The sequence below is a fragment of the Variovorax sp. YR750 genome (assembly GCF_900109805.1).
Taxonomy (GTDB): domain Bacteria; phylum Pseudomonadota; class Gammaproteobacteria; order Burkholderiales; family Burkholderiaceae_C; genus Variovorax; species Variovorax gossypii.
In genome coordinates this window covers 31,979-55,311 of sequence record NZ_FOBJ01000027.1, presented here as the reverse complement: position 1 = coordinate 55,311, position 23,333 = coordinate 31,979, and the positions used below count along the sequence as shown (strand labels likewise).

At 68.9% G+C, this 23,333-nt stretch carries 19 protein-coding genes and 1 pseudogene; 2 read left to right on the top strand and 18 right to left on the bottom strand.

The window, feature by feature from the left end:
- From BMY35_RS36210 to BMY35_RS36195, 5 genes and pseudogenes are all read right to left on the bottom strand, one after another.
- A partial coding sequence (locus tag BMY35_RS36210) for a dienelactone hydrolase family protein (RefSeq protein ID WP_143080825.1) occupies window positions 1-545 on the bottom strand: 545 nt, incomplete at its 3' end.
- Window positions 546-603: 58 nt separating this feature from the next.
- The gene (locus tag BMY35_RS38995; protein ID WP_240652178.1) at window positions 604-1,128 is read right to left on the bottom strand and encodes a flavin reductase family protein; all 525 of its coding nucleotides are present in this window, start codon (window positions 1,126-1,128) and stop codon (window positions 604-606) included.
- A 459-nt stretch (window positions 1,129-1,587) separates the two neighbouring features.
- Window positions 1,588-2,004: pseudogene (locus BMY35_RS38990) on the bottom strand (styrene monooxygenase/indole monooxygenase family protein); the annotation flags it as partial.
- A 352-nt stretch (window positions 2,005-2,356) separates the two neighbouring features.
- On the bottom strand, window positions 2,357-3,595 hold the full coding sequence (locus BMY35_RS36200) for a styrene monooxygenase/indole monooxygenase family protein (RefSeq protein ID WP_093209758.1): 1,239 nt from the start codon (window positions 3,593-3,595) through the stop codon (window positions 2,357-2,359).
- A gap of 33 nt (window positions 3,596-3,628) precedes the next feature.
- Window positions 3,629-4,420: an SDR family oxidoreductase gene (locus tag BMY35_RS36195; protein ID WP_093209756.1), complete on the bottom strand. Its 792-nt coding sequence runs from the start codon at window positions 4,418-4,420 to the stop codon at window positions 3,629-3,631.
- Window positions 4,421-4,630: 210 nt separating this feature from the next.
- On the opposite strand from BMY35_RS36195, the gene BMY35_RS36190 reads away from it, so the two are divergent.
- The gene (locus BMY35_RS36190) at window positions 4,631-5,644 is read left to right on the top strand and encodes an AraC family transcriptional regulator (RefSeq protein ID WP_093209755.1); all 1,014 of its coding nucleotides are present in this window, start codon (window positions 4,631-4,633) and stop codon (window positions 5,642-5,644) included.
- 54 nt (window positions 5,645-5,698) lie between these two features.
- Here the strand turns inward: BMY35_RS36190 and BMY35_RS36185 are convergent, their stop codons facing one another.
- The 8 genes from BMY35_RS36185 to BMY35_RS36150 all read right to left on the bottom strand — a co-directional run bounded on the left by BMY35_RS36185 (window position 5,699) and on the right by BMY35_RS36150 (window position 17,330).
- Window positions 5,699-6,355, bottom strand: a complete 657-nt coding sequence (locus tag BMY35_RS36185; RefSeq protein WP_093209753.1) for a Crp/Fnr family transcriptional regulator — start codon at window positions 6,353-6,355, stop codon at window positions 5,699-5,701.
- A 53-nt stretch (window positions 6,356-6,408) separates the two neighbouring features.
- The gene (locus tag BMY35_RS36180; RefSeq protein ID WP_093209752.1) at window positions 6,409-7,194 is read right to left on the bottom strand and encodes a Crp/Fnr family transcriptional regulator; all 786 of its coding nucleotides are present in this window, start codon (window positions 7,192-7,194) and stop codon (window positions 6,409-6,411) included.
- A 100-nt stretch (window positions 7,195-7,294) separates the two neighbouring features.
- The gene (locus BMY35_RS36175) at window positions 7,295-12,004 is read right to left on the bottom strand and encodes a beta strand repeat-containing protein (RefSeq protein WP_093209750.1); all 4,710 of its coding nucleotides are present in this window, start codon (window positions 12,002-12,004) and stop codon (window positions 7,295-7,297) included.
- A 98-nt stretch (window positions 12,005-12,102) separates the two neighbouring features.
- Window positions 12,103-13,506 (bottom strand): CsgG/HfaB family protein, encoded by a 1,404-nt coding sequence (locus BMY35_RS36170; RefSeq protein WP_093209748.1) that lies wholly within the window; start codon window positions 13,504-13,506, stop codon window positions 12,103-12,105.
- 29 nt (window positions 13,507-13,535) lie between these two features.
- Window positions 13,536-14,078 carry a hypothetical protein gene (locus BMY35_RS36165; protein WP_256230601.1) on the bottom strand — a complete coding sequence of 181 codons (543 nt, stop codon included), beginning with the start codon at window positions 14,076-14,078 and terminating at the stop codon, window positions 13,536-13,538.
- 52 nt (window positions 14,079-14,130) lie between these two features.
- The gene (locus BMY35_RS36160; protein WP_093209747.1) at window positions 14,131-14,415 is read right to left on the bottom strand and encodes a hypothetical protein; all 285 of its coding nucleotides are present in this window, start codon (window positions 14,413-14,415) and stop codon (window positions 14,131-14,133) included.
- 2 nt (window positions 14,416-14,417) lie between these two features.
- The gene (locus BMY35_RS36155) at window positions 14,418-15,827 is read right to left on the bottom strand and encodes an EAL domain-containing protein (protein WP_256230598.1); all 1,410 of its coding nucleotides are present in this window, start codon (window positions 15,825-15,827) and stop codon (window positions 14,418-14,420) included.
- A gap of 558 nt (window positions 15,828-16,385) precedes the next feature.
- Window positions 16,386-17,330, bottom strand: a complete 945-nt coding sequence (locus BMY35_RS36150) for an NAD-dependent epimerase/dehydratase family protein (protein ID WP_093209745.1) — start codon at window positions 17,328-17,330, stop codon at window positions 16,386-16,388.
- Window positions 17,331-17,464: 134 nt separating this feature from the next.
- On the opposite strand from BMY35_RS36150, the gene BMY35_RS36145 reads away from it, so the two are divergent.
- Window positions 17,465-17,914, top strand: coding sequence for a MerR family transcriptional regulator (locus tag BMY35_RS36145; protein ID WP_093209742.1), 450 nt, complete (start codon window positions 17,465-17,467; stop codon window positions 17,912-17,914).
- A gap of 33 nt (window positions 17,915-17,947) precedes the next feature.
- On the opposite strand, the gene BMY35_RS36140 is transcribed toward BMY35_RS36145, so the two are convergent.
- The 5 genes from BMY35_RS36140 to BMY35_RS36120 form a co-directional block, all read right to left on the bottom strand.
- The gene (locus tag BMY35_RS36140; protein ID WP_093209741.1) at window positions 17,948-19,174 is read right to left on the bottom strand and encodes a porin; all 1,227 of its coding nucleotides are present in this window, start codon (window positions 19,172-19,174) and stop codon (window positions 17,948-17,950) included.
- 113 nt (window positions 19,175-19,287) lie between these two features.
- Window positions 19,288-20,259: a quinone oxidoreductase family protein gene (locus BMY35_RS36135; RefSeq protein WP_093209739.1), complete on the bottom strand. Its 972-nt coding sequence runs from the start codon at window positions 20,257-20,259 to the stop codon at window positions 19,288-19,290.
- A 44-nt stretch (window positions 20,260-20,303) separates the two neighbouring features.
- On the bottom strand, window positions 20,304-21,275 hold the full coding sequence (locus BMY35_RS36130; RefSeq protein WP_093209738.1) for a Bug family tripartite tricarboxylate transporter substrate binding protein: 972 nt from the start codon (window positions 21,273-21,275) through the stop codon (window positions 20,304-20,306).
- Window positions 21,276-21,324: 49 nt separating this feature from the next.
- A complete protein-coding gene (locus tag BMY35_RS36125; RefSeq protein ID WP_093209736.1) occupies window positions 21,325-22,383 on the bottom strand; it encodes a beta-keto acid cleavage family enzyme in 1,059 nt (352 codons plus the stop codon).
- Window positions 22,384-22,432: 49 nt separating this feature from the next.
- A complete protein-coding gene (locus BMY35_RS36120; protein WP_093209735.1) occupies window positions 22,433-23,281 on the bottom strand; it encodes a TauD/TfdA dioxygenase family protein in 849 nt (282 codons plus the stop codon).
- Window positions 23,282-23,333 lie beyond the last annotated feature (52 nt).

The window sequence follows — 23,333 nt, the reverse complement described above, 5'->3', positions numbered from 1 at the left end:
GGGCAGAACTTGTCGAGCTCGGCGATGTGCAGGGTGAGGGGGCGCTGGATGTTGTCGGCTTCGTCGAGGGCGGCGTCGATGCCCACGCCGTAGTAGCCGACGGCGACGTCCGCGTCGGTGCGACAGGCGCTCAGGTAGGCGAGCTTGCCGCCCAGGCAGAAGCCGAGCACGCCGACCTTGGCGTCCTGCACTTCGGGCCGCTGGCGCAAGGCGGTGATGGAGGCCTGCATGTCCTCCATGCCCTTGGCTTCGTCGAAGCCCTGGTAGAGGGCGAAGGCGCGCTGCCAGCCTTCCGGCGAGTAGCCGAGCTGCACGCCGGGCTCCTGGCGCCAGAACAGGTCGGGCACGAGCACCACGTAGCCCTCTTCGGCGTAGTAGTCGGCCACCTCGCGCATCGTGGCGTTCACGCCGAAGATCTCCTGCGCCAGCACCAGCCCCGGGCCGGTGCCCGAGCTCGGCACGGCGAGATAGCCGCTGAAGCTGCCGCTTCCATCGGTGGCCTGGATGCGGACCTGCCGCGTGGTGTCGGTGGCTTTTTGCTGCATGTGAATTGCTCCGTTCATTGAATGAGTGATGCGGTCTTTTCGGTGGTCTGTGCGGCGCTCATTGCACGCACTCCGGGTGCCGCGTAGTCACCTGGTAGTAGCCCGAGTGAAAGACCAGCGGCTCGCCGTCGAAGCGCTCGTAGCGCTCGACCTCGCCGATGAAGATGAGGTGGTCGCCGCCGTCGTATTGCCTCACGTTGCGGCAGACGAAGCGGGCGATGACGCCGTTGAGCAGCGGCACGCCGGCCGTGCCCTCGCAGCAGTCGACCCCACCGAACTTGTCCGGCTGCGGCGTGGAGAACTGCCGCGACAGGTGATGCTGGTTCGCCGCCAGCACGTTGATCGCGAAGTGGCTGGCGCCGGTGAAGTCGGCCACGCTCGGCGCCTGCCGCGCCAGGCTCCACAGCACCAGCGGCGGATCGAGCGAGACCGAGGAGAACGAGTTGGCGGTCATGCCCACGCGACGGCCGTCGATGGCCCGCGTCGTGATGACGGTGACGCCGGTGCTGAACTGCCCGAGCGCCCTGCGGAAGTCGCGCCGGTCGAAGCGGTCGACGGCCGCCTCGCGCGCCCGGTCCTCCAGGAAGCGGTCGGCCTGCGCGGCATCGAACCACCAGGGCGCGAACGCGCGCGGGTCGTCGAAGCCGTTCACGATGGTGCTCGCCACCGCGGGCATGTGGGTGGCGCTCTGCAGCAGCTTCTGCAGGTGGGGCCGGGGCGGGGCGAGCAGGCTGTTGGTCCAGTCCGTGGCCCAGCGGGCGTAGCCTTCCCAGTAGCGGTCGAAGGTCTGCTGCATCCATTCGGCGTCGAAGGGCGCGTCGACGTTCTCGAGGATGCGCTTCAGGTAGATGTCGGCGCACTTGGCGGCGTTGTTGGAGCCTTGCCCCGTGATCGGGTCGTTGAGCACGATCGCATCGGCCAGGCCCAGCACCTTTCGCCCCGAGGGCAACGTCGCCACCGGCTTGCGCACCACCGGCGTGAAACGGCCCGAGAGGATGCCGTTGTCGTCGGTGAGCTCGATATCCCTGCAGCGCTCGGCTTCCCAAGGCAGGAAGGTTTCGAGGATCCGCTTGCTGCGCGCCAGATGCTCCCGCGGCGTCTTCACGTCCTCCCAGCAATCCATCGGGCCGCCGGGCACGCCTTCGAACACCATGATCTCGCAGGGGCCCGTGGTGGTCAGCGCGGGGAACACGAAGTATTCGCCCACGCCGGGGATCAGGTTGAAGCACACGGCCGAATGAGGCTCGCGCGGCTTCATGCCCTTCACATAGGTCAGCGCCAGCGCGCGCTGCGGCTTGTCGTAAGGAGACCGCGCCTCGTCGCGCTCGAAGAGCCTCGAGATCTCGCCCTTGCCGCTCGCGACGACCACGAGCTCGTGCGAGCGCGCACAGGCTTCCAGCTCGTCGATCCCCACGTCCTGCAGCACCAGGGTGCCGCCGCGCTTCTCGAACTCGGCCATCCAGGCGGGTATCTTGAGCCGCTGGTCCACCGACCGGGCGGGGCCGTCCAGCATCGCGCTCCATTCGATGGCCTTGCCCCCTTCCGGATTGCGCACCGCCATGCCGATGCCCTGCACCGGCGGGCATTCGTCGGCCCACCAGTCCAGCTCCAGTTCGCGCTCGGTCTGCAGCGCGGTCTCGAACATGCACTGGCTGGACATCACCGGCCCCTCGAAGATCTCGCGCTGGGCGCGATTCGAGAAGACCGTCACCTCATGCCCGGCACGCTGCAGCCCCAACGCCAGCTGCATGCCCGATTGCCCCGCGCCGACGATGGCCACGCGTCGCTTCATGCCTTCGCTCCGGCGTCGGTCAGGCGACCGACGCGCAGGTCTCGATGTAGCGCCCGGCCTCGTCCGGATCGGCGAACCACGGGAAGTAGGTGCGCGGATCGTCGAAGCCGTTGGCGAACGCACTGGCCAGCGGCGGCATCGCGCCGGCGGCGCCGAGCAGGTTGAGCACGTGGGGCGGCGGCGGGGCCAGCAGCATGTTGGTCCACTGCGTGACCCATTGCGCGTAGCCGAACCAGTAACGGTCGAAGGTCTGCTGCATCCATGCGGCGTCGGCCGGGCCGTCGCCGCGCGCGACGATGCTCTTGAGATAGGTGTCGGCGCACTTGGCCGCGTTGTTCGAACCCTGCCCCGTGATCGGGTCGTTGAGCACCACCACGTCGGCCAGGCCCAGCACCTTGCGGCCCGAGGGCAGCGTTGCCACCGGCTTGCGCACCGTCGGCGCGAAGCGGCCCGCGAGGATGCCGTTGTCGTCGGTCAGCTCGATGTCCCTGCAGCGCTCGGCCTCCCACGGCGTGAAGGTGTCGAGGATCCACTTGCTGCGCGCCAGATGCTCCTGCGGCGTCTTCACGTCGGCCCAGCAGTCCATCGGGCCGCCTGGCACGCCCTCGAACACCATGATCTCGCAGGGGCCCGTCGTCGTCAGCGCCGGGAAGACGAAGTATTCGCCCACGCCTGGAATCAGGTTGAAGCACACGGCCGAGTGCGGCTCGCGCGGCTTCATGCCCTTCACGTAGGTCAGCGCCAGCGCGCGCTGCGGCTTGTCGTAGGTGGACTTGTGCGCGTCGCGCTCGAAGAGCCTGGAGATTTCGCCCTTGCCGCTGGCCACCAGCGTGAGATCGTGGCTCTGCGTGCAGGTCTCGAGCTCGTCGATGCCCGCGTCCTTGAAGACCAGCTCACCGCCCTTCTTCCTGAATTCGTCCATCCAGGCCGGGATCTTCACTCGCTGGTCGACCGACTGCGCGCTCGAATTGAGCCGCGCCACCCAGTCGATGACCTTGGCGCCCTTCTGCTCGGGATGCGGCACGGCCAGGCCAATGCCGTCCACCGTGGGACACACGCTCGCCCAGTGGTCCAGGCCCAGGTCGCGCTCGATCTGCAGCGAGGTGTGGAACATGCACTGGCTGGACATGACCTTGCCCTGGCGGATGTCCTCGCCCGTGCGGTTGCTGAACATCGTGACCTCGTAGCCCGCGGCGAGCAGTCCGAGACCCAGTTGCAGGCCCGACTGGCCCGCGCCGACGATGGCGATTCGCTTCATTTCATGCTCCTTCGATGCTCCGCGTGGAGCGGGTCAGTCCATCAGCTTGGGAATGGCGGGCACGGCCTGCTCAGGGCCCATGGCGGAGTAGCCGCCGTCCACCGCATAGTCGGCACCGGTCACGAAGCTCGCGTGGTCGGAGCACAGGAACAGAACCACCTGCGCCACCTCGTCGGGGTCGCCGACGCGCCCCAGCAGGTGGAAGGGCGCGGCCACGCGGTCGGTCTTGGCGCGGTCGCCGTTGGTGAGCTGGTTCATCACGGCCGACCATGTCCAGCCCGGGGACACGCTGTTCACGCGGATGCGGTCGGGCGCAAGATCCATCGCCATGTTGCGGGTGAGCTGCGCCATCGCGGCCTTGCTCACCGGATAGAGCCAACGGCCCGTCTGCGCCACGCTCGACGAGATGCTCGTGAAATTGACCACCGCCCCGCCGCCGGCCGCCACCATGTGCGGATGCACGGCCTGCAGCATCGCCACCGCGCTTGCCACGTTCACGTTGAACGAGGTGAGCCAGTCGGCGCGCGGCGACTTGAAGCCGTCGTCCACGTACGAGCAGGCCAGGTTGATAAGGAAATGCACGCCGCCGTGGCGCTCGGCCGCCTCCGCCACGCAGGCCTTCACCTGTGCATCGTCGGTGATGTCGGTGCGCACGAAGCGCGCGCCGGCGCCCAGCGAATCGGCCAGCGGCTGGCCGTTGCCGGCATCGATGTCGGCGATGACGACCTTCACGCCGGCCGCGTGCAGCGCGCGCACCACGCCGGCGCCTATCAGCGTGGAACCGCCGGTGACGATGGCGCTCCTGCCTTCGAGTCCCTTGAACATGACGCTTGCTCTCCTCGGTTGATCGAACATCGGACAACAGGCCGGGCGGCCTGTGGAGCGAACGTTATGGGGAGGAGTGCCCGCGGCGGATCCCGCAAACGCAGGCCGTGTCCCTGGCGCGCAGTTTTCTGGCCCGGGCGGTGTGCAGGGGTGCCGAGGGACTGCCCGAATTGTGGGCAGGAGCGGTTTTTGCTACGGTGCCCTCGCCCCATGGAAACCGCCGCGACCCCACAGCTGCCGCTGCAGCGCTACCGGCTCTTCGAGAGCCACGACGTGGACGAAGCCCGCGAAAGCGTGGCACGCGTGTTCTGCCCGCACGGCCTGGTCACCCTGCGCCCCCGCGCCGGCCTCGACGCCTGCCACCACAGCGCCCGGCTGCACCGGGACGTGAGCCTCAACTACGTGCAGTACGGCCCCGGCGTGCAGATCGACCCCGGCTACCTGCAGGACTTCTTCCTGCTGCAGATTCCGCTGCGCGGCGCGGCCGAGATCCGCTGCGGCGCGCAGCAGGTGGACGCCACGCCCCGCCTCGCGTCGCTGCCCTCGCCCACCGAGCTGCTGTCGATGCGCTGGGCCGACGACAGCCCGCACCTGATCGTGCGGCTGGCTCGCCCCGCCCTGCTCTCGCGGCTCGAATCGCTGCTGCAGGCGCCCGTCCGGCAGCACCTGGTGTTCGACCTCGGCGTGCCGCTGGACAACCCCGCGCTCGCGCCGCTGGTGCACTTCATCGACTACCTGCGACTCACGCTCGACGCCGGCAATGCGCTGCAGGCCGGCAGCCCGCTGGCCGAGCACGCAGAGGCGTACCTGATGGCCAGCCTGCTGATGTCGGCCGGACACAACCACTCCCGCGCCCTCGCCGGCGACGCCCAGCGGCGCAGCTTGCTGCCGCGCGTGGTCCGCAGGGCCCAGGAGTACATGGAGGCGCATGCCGACCAGCCTCTGTCGCTGGCCGATGTCTGCCGCGAGGTCGGGTGCAGCGCGAGGGCCCTGCAGCTGGCCTTCCGCCAGCATGCGGGACAGGGTCCGATGGAGTTCCTGCGCGAGACCCGGCTCGAGAGGGTGCGGGCCGAACTGCAGGCGTCAGCCGGAGCCAACGGAGCCGGCGTACGCGAGGTGGCGCAGAAGTACGGCTTTCTTCACCTGGGGCATTTCGCGGCGCAGTACCGTGCGCGCTTCGGGGAGCGGCCTTCCGAGACGCTGGCGGAAGAACGCCACGGCTGATTCGCGGCTGCCGCACCTGCGGCCCGTTCGAAACACCGGGCCCGGGGGCGAAGGCTACGCAAAGTCGGTAGCGACGAAATCCTCGGCCACATGCACGCCGTCTTCGTCGCGACGCACCAGCCCGCGGATTTCCATGGCGCGCATGATCTTGTTGACCATCTCCCGCGAGAGCCCGGAGTACGAGGCGATCACCGACTGCGTGATGCGCTTGTCGTATCCGCCCGGGCCGATCGGTGCGAGGCGAGTGAGTTCATGCAGCACGCGCAGCACCAGGTCTTCGGCGGGAAGCACGGAGATGCGGCGGAACTGGTCGCGCAGCACGTTCATGCGCTTCATCGTGAGCCCGAGCAGGCCCAGCGCCACTTCGGGGCGGCGCACGCAGAGGCCGCGCATCTTCGCGATGGGCACCAGGAACACCGACGAAGGCAAGGTGGCGATCAGCGTCTGCTTCGTCCGGTAGCGGTCTTCCCGGATCGAGAGATCGAAGAAGAAGTCGTTCGGACCGATGAGCTCCGTCGTCATCTCGGAGCCTTCGGCGTGGCCCGGCGTGACCACGCGCAGCAGGCCGCTGGCCACGCAATAGATCTGGTCGGTCGTATCGCCTGCCGCCAGCAGGACTTCGTTTCGCTTGTAGGAACGAGGCCTGCTGCATTCGGCGAGCGCCTCTCGTTCCGCCGGCGGAAGTCCCGCCATCAGGGGGTGCAGATACATGCCTGCATGATGCGCACCAGAGCCCGTCGGCGAAACACATAAACATGGGGGGCTCAGTCGTTTCCGGAGTCGCGCTCCCCGCGCGTGCGCAGCGAATCGAACAACTGCGGCGGCAGCATCGGGCCATCCGGCTGCTGCACCGCAGCGCCGGAAAGACCGGGTTCGGCCGGCCGCAGCTCGCCGAAGTCGGTGGCGGCGAAGTCGGGCGACACGTGCACGCCGTCTTCGTCCCTGCGAACCAGGCCGCGGTTCTCCATCGCGCGCATGGTCTTGTTGACCACCTCGCGCGAAAGGCCCGAGTAGGAGGCGATCACCGACTGGGTGATGCGCTTGTCGTATCCGCCGGTGCTCGCCGGCGCGAGCAGCGTGAGCTGATGCAGCACGCGGCTCACCAGGTCTTCGGCCGACAGTGCCGAGATGCGGCGCAGCTGGCCCCTGACCACGGCCATGCGCTTCATCGCGAGCCCGAGCAGGCCGATGGCCACTTCGGGATGCGCGGCGCACAACCGCCGCATGGCGGCCACCGGCACCAGGTAGACGGCCGAAGGCAGCGCCGCGATGAGCGTCTGCGTGGCCTGGTAGCCGTCCTGCGCAAGGGACGGCCCCATGAAGAAATCGTCCTGCCGGATGAAGTCGGTGGTGACGTCGGTGCCTTGCGCGCTGCCCTTGCCGTGGACGACGACGCGCAGCAGGCCGCTGGCCACGCAATAGATCCGGTCGGTCCAGGTATCGGCGGCGAGCACCGTCTCGTTGCGCCTGAAGGAACGCAGCTCGCAGCTCTGGACGAGCGCCTCGCGCTCTGCCGGAGGCACATTGGCAATGAGGGGATGCAGGTACATGGCTTGTGGAACACCCGGCCATGCAGCCGTGCACGCCGCGCTGGCGGAAAAAGCCCCGGCGGGCGCACGAGCGCTCGCCGGGGCATGGATGGCGCGCCGGTCAGCGCGCCGAAGCGATGGTCGACACGGCGGAGTTGCCCACCGCGGTCGCCGTCACCTGGTTGCCGGCCGCGCGCAGCGTGCTGCCGGTGGTGGCGCCGGTGATGCCCGTGCCGTAGTTCACGCCGCTCGCAGTCGCGACGATGGCACCGCTGTTGGTCTGGTAGTTCGCCACCGCCACCGTCGGACGGTTCGCCACCGTGGCCGCGACGGTCACGGCGTTGGTCGCCGTGTTGCCGTAGGCCTGCGCCGCGACGGTGTTGTCCGTCAGCGCGGCGGTGCCGTTCGTCAGGCCGGGAGCCGTGCCCGCGCTCACGCCGTTGAGCGCGACCTGGTACGTGCCCGTGGCGCTGGCCGTCACGTTGCCGCTGTTGCCCTGCGTGTTGAGCAATGCCGCCGTGGCCTGCGTGGTGCCGCCCGCGGTGCTGCCCGCGACCGCCGCGGCGGCGGCATAGCCGCTGCCCGCCGACAGGTTCAGCGCGTTGGTGGCTGCGTTGCCGCGTGCCAGCGCCGTGGTGCTGTTGCCGTCGATCGTGATGCCGCTGTTCAGCGCCGCCGGCGTGGCCGGGCTGGTGCCTTCGAGCTTGAACGTGGCCGAGGTCGAGGCGCTTGCCGTCACTGCCGCGCTGCTGAGCTGCAGGTTGTTCAGGCCCGCGCTCGCGCCCTGCACCGCGGTGCCGTTGAGCGCCACGCTGTTGTCGGCACGGTTGGCCGAGGCTTCGGCGGTCGTGCTGTTGCCGCTGATGGTCGCGGTGCTGTTGACCAGGCCCGTCGTGGCCGAGGCCGTCTGGTCCTGGTTGTACAGGCGCGTGGTCGCGGTGCTGCTCACCGAGGTCGTCGCCAGCTGGGCATTGTTCAGCACGTGGTCGCCGGTGGCCGTGCCTTGCACCAGCACCGCGTTGCCCGCGGCGCCGGCCGGCGTCACGTTGGAGGCCTTCACGCTCAGGGTGTTGGTCACGTCGTTGATCACGCCCAGCGACGTGTTCTTGTTGCGCGACAGGTCCACCGACGATGCCGAGACAGCGCCCGGTGCGTACAGCTCGAGGTCCGAAGCCGCCGAGACGGCCGCGGCGCCCGACTGCGCCGACGACAGCGCCGAGGTGCTCGCGACGTTGGTGCCGCTCAGGCTCAGGCTGTTGGCCGCGGTGTTCGCCACGGCGGTGCCGCGCTGGCTGTTGTCGGAGACGCTCAGCGCCGAACCCGAGATGGCCGCGCCCGCGGCAGTGTCGACGGCGAAGGTGCCGTAGACGCTGGTCGACAGCGCGGGCACGCCCGTGACCTGCTGCACGTTCGACACCGTGTGGTCGGCCTGCGCACCGGTCGTTCCGCCGACCAGGCCGCTCGCGCTGGCCGTGGTCGCGCCGCCCGAGGCGATCGTGTTGCCGGTGACCGAAGCGCTGTTGGTGGCGCTGTTGCCGGTGACGGCGGCGCTGCTGCTGTTGCCGGTCACGGCGAGCTGCGAGCCGGTAACGTTGCCTGCGACGGCCACCGTCACGCCGCCACGGTTCGGAACCGCGGCCACGGCCGGAGTGCCCGGGATGGTGGCATCGAACGGCACGGCGGAGCCGGTCTGCAGCTGGCTGTAGGTCGCGACCGAGACCGGGCCCAGGATGGACGCGGGCGCGGTCAGCATGCCGGCCGTGTTGCCGCTGCCGACGCTCCAGCCGTTGGCGGTCAGGTAGTTGATCTGGGCCTGCGTGAGGCTGGCGATCTGCACGCCCAGCACGCCGCTGGTGATCGTCGTGGTGTTGCCGACGGTGTTGCCGCCGAGCACGTCGGTGTCGATCACGTGCGCGCTGTAGCTGAAGGGCGCCGATGGCGACGCGGGCGTTCCCGGCGTTCCTACCTGGCCCGCCAGTGCCTCGATGGCCGCACTGGTCGTCTGCACGTTCTGCACCGCGCTGGAGGTCGACAGGCTGTTGCCCGCGAGCGTCAGGCCGTTGACGGCGCTGTTGCTCGTGGCGGCGGCGCTGGCGCTGTTGCCGTTCGACACCACGCTGGAGCCGGTGACGTTGCCGCCGACCTGCGTGCGGATCTGCGAAGCGTCCGTGCCCAGGACGCCGTCGCGCAGCGATGCGCTCAGGCTGCCCGAACCGTTCTGCACGCTCTGCACGCTGAAGGCCGCATCGGTCGTCGCGGTGGCGCCGACGCTCACGGCGCGCGGCTGTTCCGTGACGGTGGCCAGCGTGTTGCCGGACACATCGAGGGTGTTGCCGCTCGCGCGGTTGCCGTAGGCCAGGGCCTGCAGCTGGTTGCCGGAGGTGGCGACCGTCGATGCCACGACGTTGTCCTCGATCGTAGTGGAGACGACGTTGCCGCCCGGGACCGATGCGGTGATGGCCGCGCCGTTCACGTTCTGCACGCTGGTGACATTGCCCACCGATGCCGCGCCGGCCACCGTGGCGCCGGTGCCCAGCGCCAGCTTGGCGGCGTTGGAGACATCGTTGCCGTAGGCGGCGCCGACCAAGGCGTTGCCCTGGTTCGAGACGGTGCTGCGGGTGACGTTGCCTTCGATCAGCACGGTCTGCGAGCCGACCGGCCCGACACCGCGGCCGTCCGCCACTGCCGAGACGTCACCGGACACCGACTGGTTGCTCAGCACGCCGTAGGCGGCATTGACGCTGGCCGTGCCGGCCGCGGGCGTCGCCACCGAGGCAGGTGTCTCCGACAGCGGCACGCTCGCGCTGTTGGCCGACACGTTCAGGCTGTTCGCGCCCGAGTTGCCGTACGCCACCGCGCGCTGCAGGTTGTTCGTCAGCGCGACAGAGCTGTCGGTGGTGTGCGTGCCGAGATAGACGCCGGCCACCGAGCTCGTCAGCTCCGCGCTGACCGGCGAGCCCTGGTCCACGACCTGGACGCTCGCCACGCCGGCGCCCGCGCCGACGGTGGTGCCGGTCAGCGACAGCGCGTTGTTGGCGCCGTTGCTCACGGCCACGGCTTCCTGCGTGTTGCCGCCCACGGTGAAGGTGCTGCCGTGGATGGTGTCGCCGCCGGTGCCGCGCGAATCGGCCATCAGGCCGATGACGGAGCCCAGGGTCTGGGCGCTGACGGGGGCGGAGTAGTTGCCCTGCAGGTTCGTCACCGTGGCCGCGCCCGCGGCCGTGACGTTCCCGTCGGGCAGGCTGCCACCGGCGAGCGTGGCATTGGCGCCGGACAGCGGCAGTGCGTTCGCCTGGAGCGCGAGGCTCTGGCTCGCGCTGCTGCCGTAGGCCGTCGCGGCGGTGCGGTTGCCCGTCACCGAGACTGCGCTGGCGTTGTTGGTGCCGTCCTCGCCGCCGGTGATCGCGGCGATCGCGCTCAGGCCCGCGGCGGCGTTCACGCCGCCGTTGTAGTTGCTCTGCTGGTTCGCCAGTGCCGCGGTGGCGGTGAACGAGGCGGCGTCCTTGCCGCTGAGGATCGCGCTCGACGCGGCATTGCCGGTCGCCGATGCGGTGGTCGCGTTGTTCGCGACGGTGACGGTACCGCCGTCGACCGACTGCACGCCCGCGACGATGCCCGCGCCCTGCGTGGCCGCGCTGAGCGAGACGCCCACGTTGCCCTGGCTGTTCGACACGACCAGATCGGCCGCGACCGTGCTCGACAGGCTGCCCGCGTTGTAGGCGCCGGTGTTGGAGGTGGCGCCGCCCGAACCGGCGACCGAGACGCCGTCGGCCAGCACGATGCGATTGCCGGCCGTGCCGGTGGTGGCGCCGAGGGCTTCGTTGCCGGTGGCGCTGCTGGAGATGGTGTTGCCCTGCACGGACAGTGCGCCTTGCAGCGTGTTGGTGCTGCCGGCGGTGTCGCTGCCGATGGAAGCGATGATGGCGTTGCCGCTGGCCGAGGCCGTGTGCGTCACCGGGGTGGCCGACTGGTTCAGCTGCTGGTTCGCGACGACGGCCGAGCCGGTGAAGGCCGGCGCGCCGCCGGCCTGGATGCTGGCCGTGCTGTTGGCCGCGTTGCCCTTGAGCGTCGCGGAGACCGTGTTGCCGTCGAGCGCCGGTGCGGCGTCGACCGCGTTGGTGCCGGGTGCCGTCAGCGTGAGCGTCAGGTTGTTGCCGCTGGCCGATGCGGACGAAGCCGCGCCGGTGGCCTGCTGCACGGAGTTGACGACCAGGCTGCCCTGGGCCGTCACGCTGCCGCCGGCGGGCGTGTAGGCCAGCGAGACCGAGCCCGGATTGGTCGAGGCGTAGTCGACGGGCACCGCGCCCGAGATGGTCGACGAGCCGCTGTTGAGCGTGGTGCTCGCCGCGATCGTGTTGCTGGTGTTGGCGGCACCGCCGCTCGAGAAGCCGTCGAGATCGACCTTCACCGTGTTGCCGGTGGCGAGGCTGGAGACGACGCCGCTGTTGGTCTGCACGCCGAGCGAGGCCGCGCCTTCGGCGGGCGTCGCGCCCGTGCCGCCGGTCAGCGAGAGGTCGACCGCGTTGACGAAGGCATTGCCCGTGGCGCTGGCCTTCACCGCGTTCTGCGTGACCGTGTTGCTGTTGCCGGCCTGCGGGCCGGCGGTGGTGATGTCGATGGTGGTGCCGGCGGCCGTGGCGCTCACCGGCAGCGTCTTGTCCTGCACCGACTGCACGCTCTGGTAGGCAGTGGTGTTGGCGGCCACGGGCGTGACGACCGTTTCGGCGGCCTGCGCGCCGCTGGCCACGAGCGTGGCCAGCACGGCCATGCCGATGCTGTTGAGCGGCGCGCCGTTGACGCGGCGGCCCGAGTGCTTGCGATTCTTCTGCATGACGTTCCTTTGATGGATCTGAAAGAAGGACTGACTGGATGGATTGCTGATCGGCGGATTGCCGTTGTTTGCTGCGATGAAGGCCTTGTGTGTCCCGGTTACTTCCCTTCGGTTGCGTTCCCCTCACGGACCGGACGGGCCGGTCCACCCCTCACCGCGCCCTGGACACGGAGCTTTGCGATCTCCTGCAGGCCGGGGCCGTCGCGATGAATCGACGTATCCGCCTTGTCCGGGCGCCATGTGACGCTGATGCCGCCGGGCGCCAGGCCGCGCGACGCGAGTGCCGTCGTGACCACGCCGATGCGCTGGTCGGTCAGCAGGTCGCGCTTGCCGGCGTCCCAGTTCTCGGTGTCGCGCGCGACCAGCACGACCTCGGTGGGCGCCTTGGCGGCGGCCGCCGCGATCTGGTCGAGAAGATTCAGCGTGCCGCCCGTGAGCGCGGCCGCGCCGAACTCGAAGGGGATCTGCACGCTCGAGCCCGTCAGGCTCGCGCCGGTCTGGCTGGCCGCGTTGACGGCCTCGCCCTGCTGCACCACCGCGCCGGCCGAATCGACGAGCGGGTTGGCCACCTTGCGCAGCTCCTCGGCGGGCGCGACGCGCAGGTCCTCGGTCAGGCGCATGCCCAGGCAGGGGTTGGGGTCGACCTTGGCGACCGCGGCCACCAGGCGCACCACGCCCTCTTCCAGCGCGGCGCGCACGCCCATCTGCACGGGCTCCTGGCCCTTGGCGCCGACGTCGATGTCGTAGAGCTTGCTGCCGAAGAAGCGGAAGACGTTGAAGCCGACTTCGTAGCCGTTGAACTGCTTCGTGAGGCTCACGGTCTTCACGATCATCAGCGTCTTGGTGTCGACGATGCGCAGGTCGACGCCCACCGACTGGGTGAAGGTGCGTGCCTTGATGCCCACCTGGTTCACGCCGATCTCGGCGCCGCCCGAGTTGATGTTGTAGTTGAGCTCGGTGATGCCGCCCACGATGAAGTAGTCGGACTTGTTGATGGTGCCGCCGAAGTACGGCAGCCACGGCACGGCCTGGCCGCCGCTGGGTCCGCCGAGCTGGTGCGTACGGCCGTCGCCGAGCTGGCGGCGATCGGCATAGCCCAGTTCACGTTCCGCGATGACCGGGTCGAAGCGCTCGGCCACCTGCACCGCGCCGCCGAGCTTGCCGAGCGCCGAGTACACCATCAGCGCGCCGCCCTGCGTGATGGCGTTGCCTTCGTTGATGCTGTACTTGCCGGTGTAGTCCTTCACGTCGCCCACGGTGATGACGAAGGGCGGGCGCTGGGTGGCGGCCACGTGGTCGCCGAAGCAGGCGAGCACCGCCTCCATGGGCGTGACGTTCTGGCGCACGGCGGGGCCGAGCACCACGGGCGCTTCCTTCGGCGCCATCTGCTGCTGCGGCGCGGTGACGCAGCCGGCCAGACTCATGACGGCGGCCGCCGCGGCCAGTCCGCGCGATGCGGCTTGTCCGCGCGGCAACGCGCGGATCGACTTGAATGTGATCATTCCTCTTGCTTCCCTGTCTGCTTTGGGGGTCAGTTGAGCGCGCCGAAGGCGCAGGCCGAGCTGCCGCTGATGCTTGCGCTCTGGCTGCCGGTGTTGGTCTGGTTGGAGTTCAGGGCCTGGCTCGACCAGCCCTGCACGTTGCTGGTGGTGGAGCCGATCACCGCCGAGCCGACCGTGCCGCTGTTGGCCTGGCCGGTGCTCACCGTGCCCGTGCCGCCGACGCCGGTGCTCGAGTTGCCGGTGGAGTTGGCCGACGCGCCGCTGGTGCCGGGAGAGTTGGCGTTGGTGCTGTTGGTGCCTTGGTTGCCCTGCGCGGTCGAGGTGACGTCGCAGTTGTATTGCTTGCCGATGTAATTGTTGGTGGTGTAGTTGGCTGCGCCGTACGAGCCGGCCTTCTTGCGCTGGATCATGTCCTGCACCGCCGCCTGGTTGGCCTTGTCGGCGGAGGTCTGGAACTGCCACGCGGCGTTCTCTCCGACGTTGTTGGCCAGCGCGCATGCGCCGGTGGCGGCCAGCAGGCCGAACAGCGCGGCGCGCGTGGTCCTGGAAACCCTGGTGATTTGAGTAAGCATGAAAGTCCTACGAAACGAAATGGGAGAAGGTCGAGGCCGATGCGCGAAGCGGTCAGGCGCGCATCGCCGCCCTTCGCATGGGAACCGGCTCGGTGAAGCCCGGCCACACGAGCAGCCCGGCGCCCTCCTGGGTGGCCGGCGCAGCCGGTCTGTCGGGCGCGTGCAGCGCGGCCTCCAGCGCGCGGTACTGCGCCGCGGCGATCAGGTCGCTCTCGCTCATGCCGGGAGGCTGCGGAGTGCACTCGAGCATCAGCTCCTGGACGGCACGCTGCAGCAGCAGAAGGTCGGTGCTCAGGCGCGCGAGACGCAGCTGGATGTCGGTGTTCAGGAGGCTCATGGTCAGTCGACCTCCGTGCTGCCGCCGGCGTCGCCGCCAGCGGGCGAGCCGATGCGCGCATGCCGCTCCGCGCCTCGCACGCCGAAGCCCTGCATCCACTGCGCGCCGGCCTGCGACGCGATGTGCAGGTCGTCGTCGCGCTCGATGCCGTCGACGACCACGTGCGGCGCGAGATGCGAACACAGCGACAGCATGTCGCGCAGGCACTCGCGGCCGAACGCGCCCTCACGCGCGCGGCGCAGCAGGGCGGCATCGAGCTTGACGATGTCCGGCCTGCAGGCCTGGACGGCCGCGAGGTTGTCGGCACCGCTGCCGAAATCGCGGATGGCGATGCGGCAGCCGCGCAGCTGCAGCTGCACGCAGAAGTCCCGTGCGGCCTCGAAGTCGGGCAGCGCCGCGCTGTCGACGATCTCTATCACCAGCCGCGAAGCCAGCGCGGGCTCCTTGTCGAGCACCGCGAGCAGCGAGGCCCACCAGTGATCGACGCGAACGCCCTGCGCCGAGATGCTCACGCCGATGTGCGCGGAAGGCTGCATCCGCAACGCGGCGACGGCATGCCGCATGACCGTGCGGTCGAACGCGCGCGTGAGGCCCAGCCGCTGCAGGCAGGGCATGAACACGTCGGGCTCCAGCAGGCCCTGTTCGCCCCGGCCCGATGCGACGCGCGTGCGGCTCTCGCGGTAGAGCACGGTCGCGGCGCTGCCCGGTTGCACGACCGGCCGCCACGAGAACGTCAGCTCCTCGCCGCGCGTGGCCTCGCTCAGGCGCACGGCCATGTCCATGTCGGCCCGGTAGAGCTGGCGCCAGCCGTCGGCGCGGGTCTCGTGCGCCTCGGGAAAGGGCTGCGCGGTCCACAGTGCCAGTTCGATCTCGGAGGCACCGAGTTGCTCGGGCGGGCATACGTCGATCCAGTCCGCGTGCAGCTGCACCAGCGCGGCGATGCCGCCGGCGCGCACGGGCTCCGCGCCGAGCACCGCGAGCAAGGCCTCGATGGGACGGCTCGCGCGCCGCATCGTGCGGGGAAACTCGCCCGGCGCGCGACCTTCGAAGATCGCGCATTCGAAGGCTTCGTTGTGCCAGAGCAGGAAGCAATCGTCCCGCAGCCTGGCCATGTCGGACGACGCAGACACGACGAAGTTGGCGCAGAGCCGGCGCTGGATCTCCAGGCTTGCGGCCGATGCGAAATCCTGTCCGTACGCTTCCGCGAGGAGCGGAAGGTTCGCGACGAACACGAAGGCGCAGGCCCTGCGCGTCGCCGCACGGCCCACGGGCGCCGCGAAAGCATGCGCGACGCTCGCGGCAGGCTCGGTGCGCGAGTCGTGCAGACACACCCCCGTCGAAGCGCGCGGGGCCCGCACGGCGGGCCGGTGCGCACCTGAGGGCCAGGCGGTCAGTGCTGAGATAGCAGCCATTGCATCCTCGATCCAAAAATCTTCTCGAACCCTGTAAGGGAGGACCGGCCGCTTCTGTCGCGGCAACGGTTCTCCATCTCGCGCAGCGGCGCGAGATAAAAATCGAAATCCGAAAGTCAGCGGACGAACGCAAGCCGCCATGCACGAGCCCTCGCAAGGGCCATCGGCAAGCAGCTGTCGGGTCGCTGAAGGCAGTCGCACGGTTCGCGGCGGATCGCCGCGATGCGCATCACTGCAAGGAGAGCACTAGGAGTCGGGCTTCATGATCGTGGCCTTCGATGTGACGGGGCCACGCGCTCGTGCGGCATGCCCACGAACCGCATCGAGCGGCTCGTACGTTCGGAAGAACGAGGGTATGCAGGTCATCACGTGCAAGCTCCGTAGGACGTTTTTGAAACAAAATGAATACTACGGATTGCAGTAGGTCTTGGCATTCGCTTTCGGATCGCGGATGTGTGCCAGTTCACATTTGTCAGCAGCTGGCACGAAAGACATCGCTACTGCTCCCATCAACATGGGAGGCGCCGGGATCACCGCCCCGGCGCTGCGGGGAGCAATTTAGCTTTTCGCCGGCTCCTGGCGCCATTCCTGCTGGATCAGCGCGAGGCCCTCGCGATACGTGGTCACATCGAAGTCGGGGAACCGGCGCTTGAACTTCGTGGAATCGAAGAGGTTGTCCTGCTCGTAGCGCGGCAGCAGTTCGGCGATCTCGCGCACCCGCCTGGAGAAGAGGCCGGCGGCAAGCAAGGTCCGCTTGCCGATGACCGAGAAGGCGGCATCGCGGCCGAAGACCTCGGCGGCCATGGCGACGAGGCTCCTGTAGGTCTGCCGGTCATCGCAGCAGGGCAGGTGCCAGGTCTGACCGAATGCATCCGGCGTGTTGCCGAGCGTGGCCAGCGCGCGGCTCGCGTCGGGCGTCCAGATGAGCGTGCGCAGCGTGTCGTCGCGCACCGGCACGCGAGGCTTCTTAGCGGCCTTCAGGTTGTCGATGACCAGCGCGTTGGTGAAGCTCTGCGTCTTGCCGGGTCCATAGAACTCCGGAGCCCTTCCGATGAGCACCGGGATGTCGCCTCGCGCCATCTCCTCGAGCACCATGGACGCCATCGCCGCGCGCACGCGGCCCTTGCGCCCCACTGGCGCGAAGGGCGTCTGCTCCGTCTGCAGCCGGTCGTCCTGCGGGTACATGTAGGTGTTGTCGAAGTAGGCGAACTTCGCGCCCGCCGCCCTGCTCGCCTCGAGGGCGTTCTTCAGCATCGCCGAAAACTGCTCTTCCCACAGCCGGGAGTCGGGCGGCAGCCCGGCGGTGAAGTAGACGATGCTGCTGCCCTCGACCGCTTCGGCGGTGCGGCGCGCATCGAGAAGGTCGGCCTGCACCAGCACGTCTGTGTCATTCACCTTGCGTGGATTGCGGCTCACGAGCCTCAGTTCGCGCGTGTATCCGCGGTGCAGTTCACGTGCCAGTTCCACCGCGATCTGGCCGTTCGCACCCAATATCGTCTGCATGCCGTTTCCTCGAATCGCAGCGCCGCATCGCGCTGCATCTGCTGCCTGTGCCGCACCTCGTGCGTATCGGCGCGAGAGTAACCTTGAAGCAAGGTTCAATGTCAAACTGCAGCTTCGCACGGAGCACGGCCCACATGAAGATCGGAGAACTCGCCCAGCAGACAGGCCTTGCGGCTTCCCGCATCCGCTTCTACGAACGCATCGGCCTGCTCAAGGCCGCCGAGCGCCAGGCCAACGGCTACCGCAGCTATCCCGCCGACGCGGTACTGATGCTCCAGTTGATCGCCACCGCGCAGCGAGCGGGCTTCAGCCTCGACGAATTGCGCGCGCTGCTGCCCGGCGATCTCTCGAAGTGGGAACGCGGCACCTTGCTCGACACGCTGCGCCGCAAGGTGGAAGACATCGAGACGCTGCAGGCGCAGCTCGCGAAGAGCAAGGCCCAACTGGTCGAGCTGATGGCGCAGATCGAGGCGAAGCCCGACGACATGAGCTGCGCCGCCAATGCGAGGCGCGTGCTGTCGGAGATGAAGTTGTCCTCCCTGGCAAGCGAGGCAAGGCCCACGAAGACTTCACGCAACGCCTGAGCTGCGAAAGCGCAACCGGACGACTCCCGCCGATCAGAAGGCGTGGCGTATGCCGAAGTCGTAGCCGATCGCGCTGCGCGGCTCCATGCCACCGGTGGTGACGTACGCAGCCTGCGGAAATATCGCCGGCAGGCTCACCACCAGCGGCGTGACGCCCATCACCGTCGGGTTGTTGTGCCCGTTTCGGATGCCGATGCGCGCCACCGTCGCATACAGCGCGGTGCGCCTGGACAGGTTGTGCACGTAGCCCAGCGCCAGCTTGTCGACCGAGGCGTCGCTGTTCGGTAGGCCGTTGCCGTTCTTGAAGTTCACGCGCGCGAACGAAGCGCGGATGACGCCCGGCCCCACCGGCATGTTCACGCCGGCGACGAAGCCGTCGTAACGGTCGGTGGAGCGCGTGCCTAAGAGCCCGGCGTTGTCGCGCGCGTCGCGCACGCTCGACCATTCGCCGAAGACCTTCACCGCGCCGAAGTCGTAGGAGCCGCCGAGGTTCAGGCTCTTGATCTTCTCGCCGGCAGGTGCGGCGCTCACGAGCGTGCTCTCGCCGTAGGCCAGCGCCACGTCGGCCGGGCCGCTGGCCCACCCTACGCGCGCGCCGGCATAGCGCCCGCGCCCGGAGGGGCTGTCGGTCGTGCCGCTCGTCTTCACGTTCTCGTGGAAGGCGTACTGCACCTGGCCGTAGAAGCCGCCGAGCCCCGGCGGCAGGAAGTAGCTGACGGCATTGCTGGTGCGCAGGTAGCTGTCGGTGCCGGCGGAAAGCCCGCCGTTGAGCAGGCCGCCGGTGGCCAGCGCCCGCGAGGCGGCGATGTTGCTGTTGACCACCGCGACCAGGTTGGTGCCCACGCCGTTGACGGAGAAGGGATCGAACACGGCGTCGTTCCAGAACGATGCCGTGTAGTCGCGGCCCAGCCGCAACTCGCCGAAGGGCCCCGACAGGCTGAGCGTGGAGCGGCGACCGAAGTTCGCGATGCCGCCGCCCGTGTCGTTGGCCAGCGGCGCTTCCAGCCAGAAGCCCGCCGCGAGGCCGCCGCCCAGGTCCTCGGTGCCGCGAAAGCCCAGCCGGCTCGACGCATAGCCCGAAGGCGACAGCACCGTCTGGCTCTGCGTCACCTGCCGGGCCGGTGTGCCGCCCCAGGACCGGCTCTTCGTGCTGTAGTGGCTGACGCCGGCGTCCATCACGCCGAACACGGTGAGCGACGATTGCGCCGCGGCGCCGCCGGAGACAGCAAGCACGGACAGCAGCAGCATTGTTCTTTTCATGGACATGTTCTCCTCACGTGGACCAGGTGGATCGCGACAGGCGCGATGAAGCGCCCCGGTGCTTCGAGAGCACCAGGGCATCGGGGGACTTCGGTATCAGGGGCTTGAGCGGATCAGGGAATCAGGACGGTCGATCCGGTCGTCCTGCGGGACTCGAGCGCGCGATGCGCCTGCGCAGCGTCGGCGAGCGCGAAGCTCTGCTGCGGTTCGCTGACGATGCGCCCGGCCAGCACATGGTCGAACAGCTCGCGAGCCATGTCGAGCATGTGGGCGCGCGGGTGGATGTAGTGCACCATCGCCGGCCGCGTCATCCAGATGGAGCCCTTGGCCGCGAGCAGCTGCGAGTCGACCACCACGGAGCCCGACGAAGTGCCGTTGCTCACCAGCGTGCCGCGCGGCTGCAGGCAGTCGAGCGAATCCATCAGCGTGTCCTTTCCCACCGAGTCGTAGACCACCGGCACGCCACGGCCCTCGGTGATCTCGCGCACGCGCTGGACGATGTTCTCGCGCGAGGTCACGATGGTGTGCGCGCAACCGTTGGCCCGGGCGAGCGCCGCCTTCTCGTCGCTGCTGACGGTGCCGATCATCGTCACGCCCAGCGCGCGCGCCCACTGGCAGGCGATCAGGCCCACGCCGCCGGCGGCCGCGTGGTACAGGATGGTCTCGCCGCCCTCGAGCGGATAGACCTGGCGGAACAGGTACTGCGCCGTCATGCCCTTCATCATCAGCGTGGCGGCGGTGCGGTCGGAGATGCCATCCGGCAGCGGTATCAGCACGTCGGCCGGCATCACGCGGGCCTGCGAATAGGCGCCCTGCGGGCCGAGGAGATAGCCGACGCGATCGCCGGGCCTGACCTCCGTCACGCCCGGCCCGACAGCCTCCACCACGCCGACCGCGTCGGACCCCAGCCCGTTGGGCAGCGCCAGCGGATAGCGGCCGGTGCGGAAGTAGATGTCGATGAAGTTGACCGCGATGAAGCTGTGGCGCACGCGTGCCTCGCCGGGCCCGGGGTCCGCGACCTCGACGTCCTCGAGCTTCAGCACTTCGGGCCCGCCCGTCTCGTGGAAGCGGATGGCCTTGACCATGTGATCTCTCCTCGTTTTGCTGTTTGTCGGCACTGAGCCCCTGCTCAGTTCAGCCTGATGTCGTAGCTCTTGACGATCCCGGCGTTGCGGGTGAACTCTTCCTGCAGCTCGACCTGCGCCTGCGCGGGCGTGCGCTCCGCCATCGGTTCGAAGCCGGCGTTGGAGGCGCTCGCGCGCACCGCCGGGTTGGCCGCGACCTTCTGCAGCACCGCATGGATCTTCTCGACCAGCGGTGCCGGCATCTGCGAGGAGGCGATCACGCCGGTCCAGTTGCCGAAGTCCAGCGCCGGATAGCCCAGCTCCGCGAAGGTGGGCACGCCGGGAAACTCCGGCAGGCGGGCCTTGCTCGCGACAGCCAGCAGCCGCACCTTGCCCGCGGCGATCAGCGGCCTGGAGGTGACCGCACCGTCGAACATCAGCGGCACCTGCCCGCCCATCACCTGGGCCAGCGCCGGAGCGGAGCCCGGATACGGAACGTGCTGCATGTCCAGCCCCGCCGCCTTGTTCAGGATGGCACCGGCGTACTGCGACGCCGTGCCCGCGCTGTAGGAGGCATAGGACAGCTGGCCCGGATGGGCCTTCGCGTAGGCGATGGCCTCTTTCGCGTCCTTCGCGGGAAACTGCGTCGAAGCGATGAAGAGCATCGACGAGCGCGCGATCAGCGCGACGGGCTTCACGTCCTTCAGCGGATCGAAGCCACCCTTGAGCACGTGCGGCACCTCGGTGAGCACGTTGCTGGCGGTCATCATCAGCGTCTGGCCGTCGGCCGGCTGCGACAGCAGGTACTTGACGGCAATGGCCCCGCCGGCGCCCGGCTTGTTCTCGACCACCACCGGCTGGCCGATGTCGCGCGAGAGCTGGTCGCTCACGATGCGCGCGAGCACGTCGATGGTCCCGCCCGGCGGCGCGGGAACGATCATCTTCACCGGCTTGTCGGTGTATGCGGATGCCCACGGCGAGCCCAGCGCGGTAGTGGCGGCGACGAGCATGGCAGCAAGAAGAGAAAGACGCGGCATGGCTGCTCCGGTGATCGGTGAAATCGGGGAATCCGGGGGTTCCGGGGATTCAGGCCGCCTTGCGCAGGAAGCCCTGCTGGCCGCCGTTGCGGTTGGGCGCGAAGCCGTTGGCCAGCAGCGTCTCTTCCACGGAGTCGTAGAACACGCCGATCTTCGAGATCTCGCGCGCCTGCTGCGCCGTGGCGATCGGGCGGCCGAACTCGCGCGAGATGCGCACCAGCTGCTCGACCTGCGCCGCCGTGCCGATCTTGGCCGTGCGCGACTGGTTCCACAGGTTGTCCTCGGTGCCGCAGCGCACGTGCAGGCCCATGGCGATGCCCATCATGTTCACGGGCAGCACGTTGAGCACCGAGCTCTCCACCGTGAGCACCGCGCCGTCGGGCACGGCGCGCACGAAATTGGCGAGGCTGTAGATGTTCGGCGCGTCCATGCCGCCGCCGATGGCCACCCAGTTCATCACCAGCGGGCCCTTGTAGATGCCCCGGCGCATGAGCCGCTCGACCGACTCGAAGCTGTTGATGTTGTAGCACTGGAAGGCGCTCTGGATGCCCGCGGCCGTGAGACGGCGGATATGCTCCTCGGCCCACCCCGGCTGCGCCGGCACCGTCATTTCCTTGTATGCGTTGAAGACCGCCGGGTCTTCCATCGAGGTGCCGCGGATGTCCCGTGCATCGAACTGCTCGAGGATGTTCATCTGCGAGGTGTTGATGGTCACCGTGACCTGGTCGGGCTTCGGATCGAGTTCGGCCAGCATGTGGCGCGTGTCGTCCGAGAGCCACTTGGCAGCCGCGCCTTCGGTCTCCGGCGCGAAGCTGATGGAGCCGCCCACCTGGATGATCATCTCGGGCACGCGCGCACGCACGCCGGCGATCAGCTCGTTGAACTTCGACAGCCGCTTGCTGCCCTTGCCGTCGAGCTCGCGCACATGCAGGTGCAGCACGGTGGCGCCGGCGTTGTAGCAGTCCACCGCCTTCTGGATCTGCTCTTCCATCGTCACGGCGATCTCGCCGGGAAAGTCCGAGGGCAGCCATGAGGGCGCGTAGGGGGCGGCGGTGATGATCAGCGGTTGCTGGTTTTCGGGGAACAGGTGACCGTCGAGGAAGTTCATCGGGAGCTCCGTGGGAAATGTGGAAGAAGAAAAAGAAGAAGCGCGAGGATCAGAAGGTCGGCGTGCCGACGATGCCGGCGCGCTCCATCTTTCGGTGGCACGGCGGGTAGTCCATCACCGCGTAGTGCTGCGTGGCGCGGTTGTCCCAGATCGCCACGCTGTCGGGCTGCCAGCGCCAGCGCACCTGGTACTCGGGGATCGCGGCCTGGCTGATGAGGTACTGCAGCAGCGACGAGGCGCCCTGCGTGAAGTCCTGGCCGTATCGCACGTTGGCCGGCGTATGGAAGTTGGTGAAGTGCGTGGTGAATCCGTTGACGAACAGCACCCGCTCGCCGGTCTCGGGATGAGTGCGAACCACGGGGTGCTCCGCATCCGGGTACTGGGCCTTGAGCGCCAGGCGCTTCTCGATCGGCATCGCCGCGCCGAAGGTGCATTCGATGCTGTGCCGGGCGCGCAGCGGCTCGATCAGCTCCTTCACATGCCCGGGCAGCCGTTCGTAGGCCATCGCCATGTTGGCCCACATGGTGTCGCCGCCCACGGGCGGGCATTCGACGCAGCGCAGCACGCAACCCATCGGGGGCGCCTCGCGCCAGGTGGCATCGGTGTGCCAGCTGTTCTCGTAGCGGTCGTTGGGCGCGTCGGGCGTCTTGTAGATGCGCACCAGGCCCGGATGCTCCGGATCGCTGCCGGCGACGGGATGGTCTTCGAGCTCGCCGAAGCGCCGCGCGAAGGCCACGTGCTGCGCCCGGCTGATCTTCTGGTCGCGCAGGAACAGCACCTTGTGCCGCAGCAGCAGCGCCTTGATCTCCGCGAACAGGTCGTCATCCCGTGCCGCATCGGCGAGGCTGACTCCGACGAGTTGGGCGCCGATGGCGCAGGTCAGTGGTTCGATCCGCATGTCTTGTCTCCATGTGGGCCGGCGGCAATCCACGGCCTGGTCCGCGGAAAGT

What these genes read in the sequence shown, in the direction of transcription:
- BMY35_RS36200 (WP_093209758.1), bottom strand. Translation starts at nt 3,595, where the DNA reads ATGAAGCGAATCGCCATCGTCGGCGCGGGCCAGTCGGGCCTGCAACTG.
- BMY35_RS36195 (WP_093209756.1), bottom strand. Translation starts at nt 4,420, where the DNA reads ATGTTCAAGGGACTCGAAGGCAGGAGCGCCATCGTCACCGGCGGTTCC.
- BMY35_RS36190 (WP_093209755.1), top strand. Translation starts at nt 4,631, where the DNA reads ATGGAAACCGCCGCGACCCCACAGCTGCCGCTGCAGCGCTACCGGCTC.
- BMY35_RS36185 (WP_093209753.1), bottom strand. Translation starts at nt 6,355, where the DNA reads ATGTATCTGCACCCCCTGATGGCGGGACTTCCGCCGGCGGAACGAGAG.
- BMY35_RS36180 (WP_093209752.1), bottom strand. Translation starts at nt 7,194, where the DNA reads ATGTACCTGCATCCCCTCATTGCCAATGTGCCTCCGGCAGAGCGCGAG.
- BMY35_RS36175 (WP_093209750.1), bottom strand. Translation starts at nt 12,004, where the DNA reads ATGCAGAAGAATCGCAAGCACTCGGGCCGCCGCGTCAACGGCGCGCCG.
- BMY35_RS36170 (WP_093209748.1), bottom strand. Translation starts at nt 13,506, where the DNA reads ATGATCACATTCAAGTCGATCCGCGCGTTGCCGCGCGGACAAGCCGCA.
- BMY35_RS36165 (WP_256230601.1), bottom strand. Translation starts at nt 14,078, where the DNA reads ATGCTTACTCAAATCACCAGGGTTTCCAGGACCACGCGCGCCGCGCTG.
- BMY35_RS36160 (WP_093209747.1), bottom strand. Translation starts at nt 14,415, where the DNA reads ATGAGCCTCCTGAACACCGACATCCAGCTGCGTCTCGCGCGCCTGAGC.
- BMY35_RS36155 (WP_256230598.1), bottom strand. Translation starts at nt 15,827, where the DNA reads ATGGCTGCTATCTCAGCACTGACCGCCTGGCCCTCAGGTGCGCACCGG.
- BMY35_RS36150 (WP_093209745.1), bottom strand. Translation starts at nt 17,330, where the DNA reads ATGCAGACGATATTGGGTGCGAACGGCCAGATCGCGGTGGAACTGGCA.
- BMY35_RS36145 (WP_093209742.1), top strand. Translation starts at nt 17,465, where the DNA reads ATGAAGATCGGAGAACTCGCCCAGCAGACAGGCCTTGCGGCTTCCCGC.
- BMY35_RS36140 (WP_093209741.1), bottom strand. Translation starts at nt 19,174, where the DNA reads ATGAAAAGAACAATGCTGCTGCTGTCCGTGCTTGCTGTCTCCGGCGGC.
- BMY35_RS36135 (WP_093209739.1), bottom strand. Translation starts at nt 20,259, where the DNA reads ATGGTCAAGGCCATCCGCTTCCACGAGACGGGCGGGCCCGAAGTGCTG.
- BMY35_RS36130 (WP_093209738.1), bottom strand. Translation starts at nt 21,275, where the DNA reads ATGCCGCGTCTTTCTCTTCTTGCTGCCATGCTCGTCGCCGCCACTACC.
- BMY35_RS36125 (WP_093209736.1), bottom strand. Translation starts at nt 22,383, where the DNA reads ATGAACTTCCTCGACGGTCACCTGTTCCCCGAAAACCAGCAACCGCTG.
- BMY35_RS36120 (WP_093209735.1), bottom strand. Translation starts at nt 23,281, where the DNA reads ATGCGGATCGAACCACTGACCTGCGCCATCGGCGCCCAACTCGTCGGA.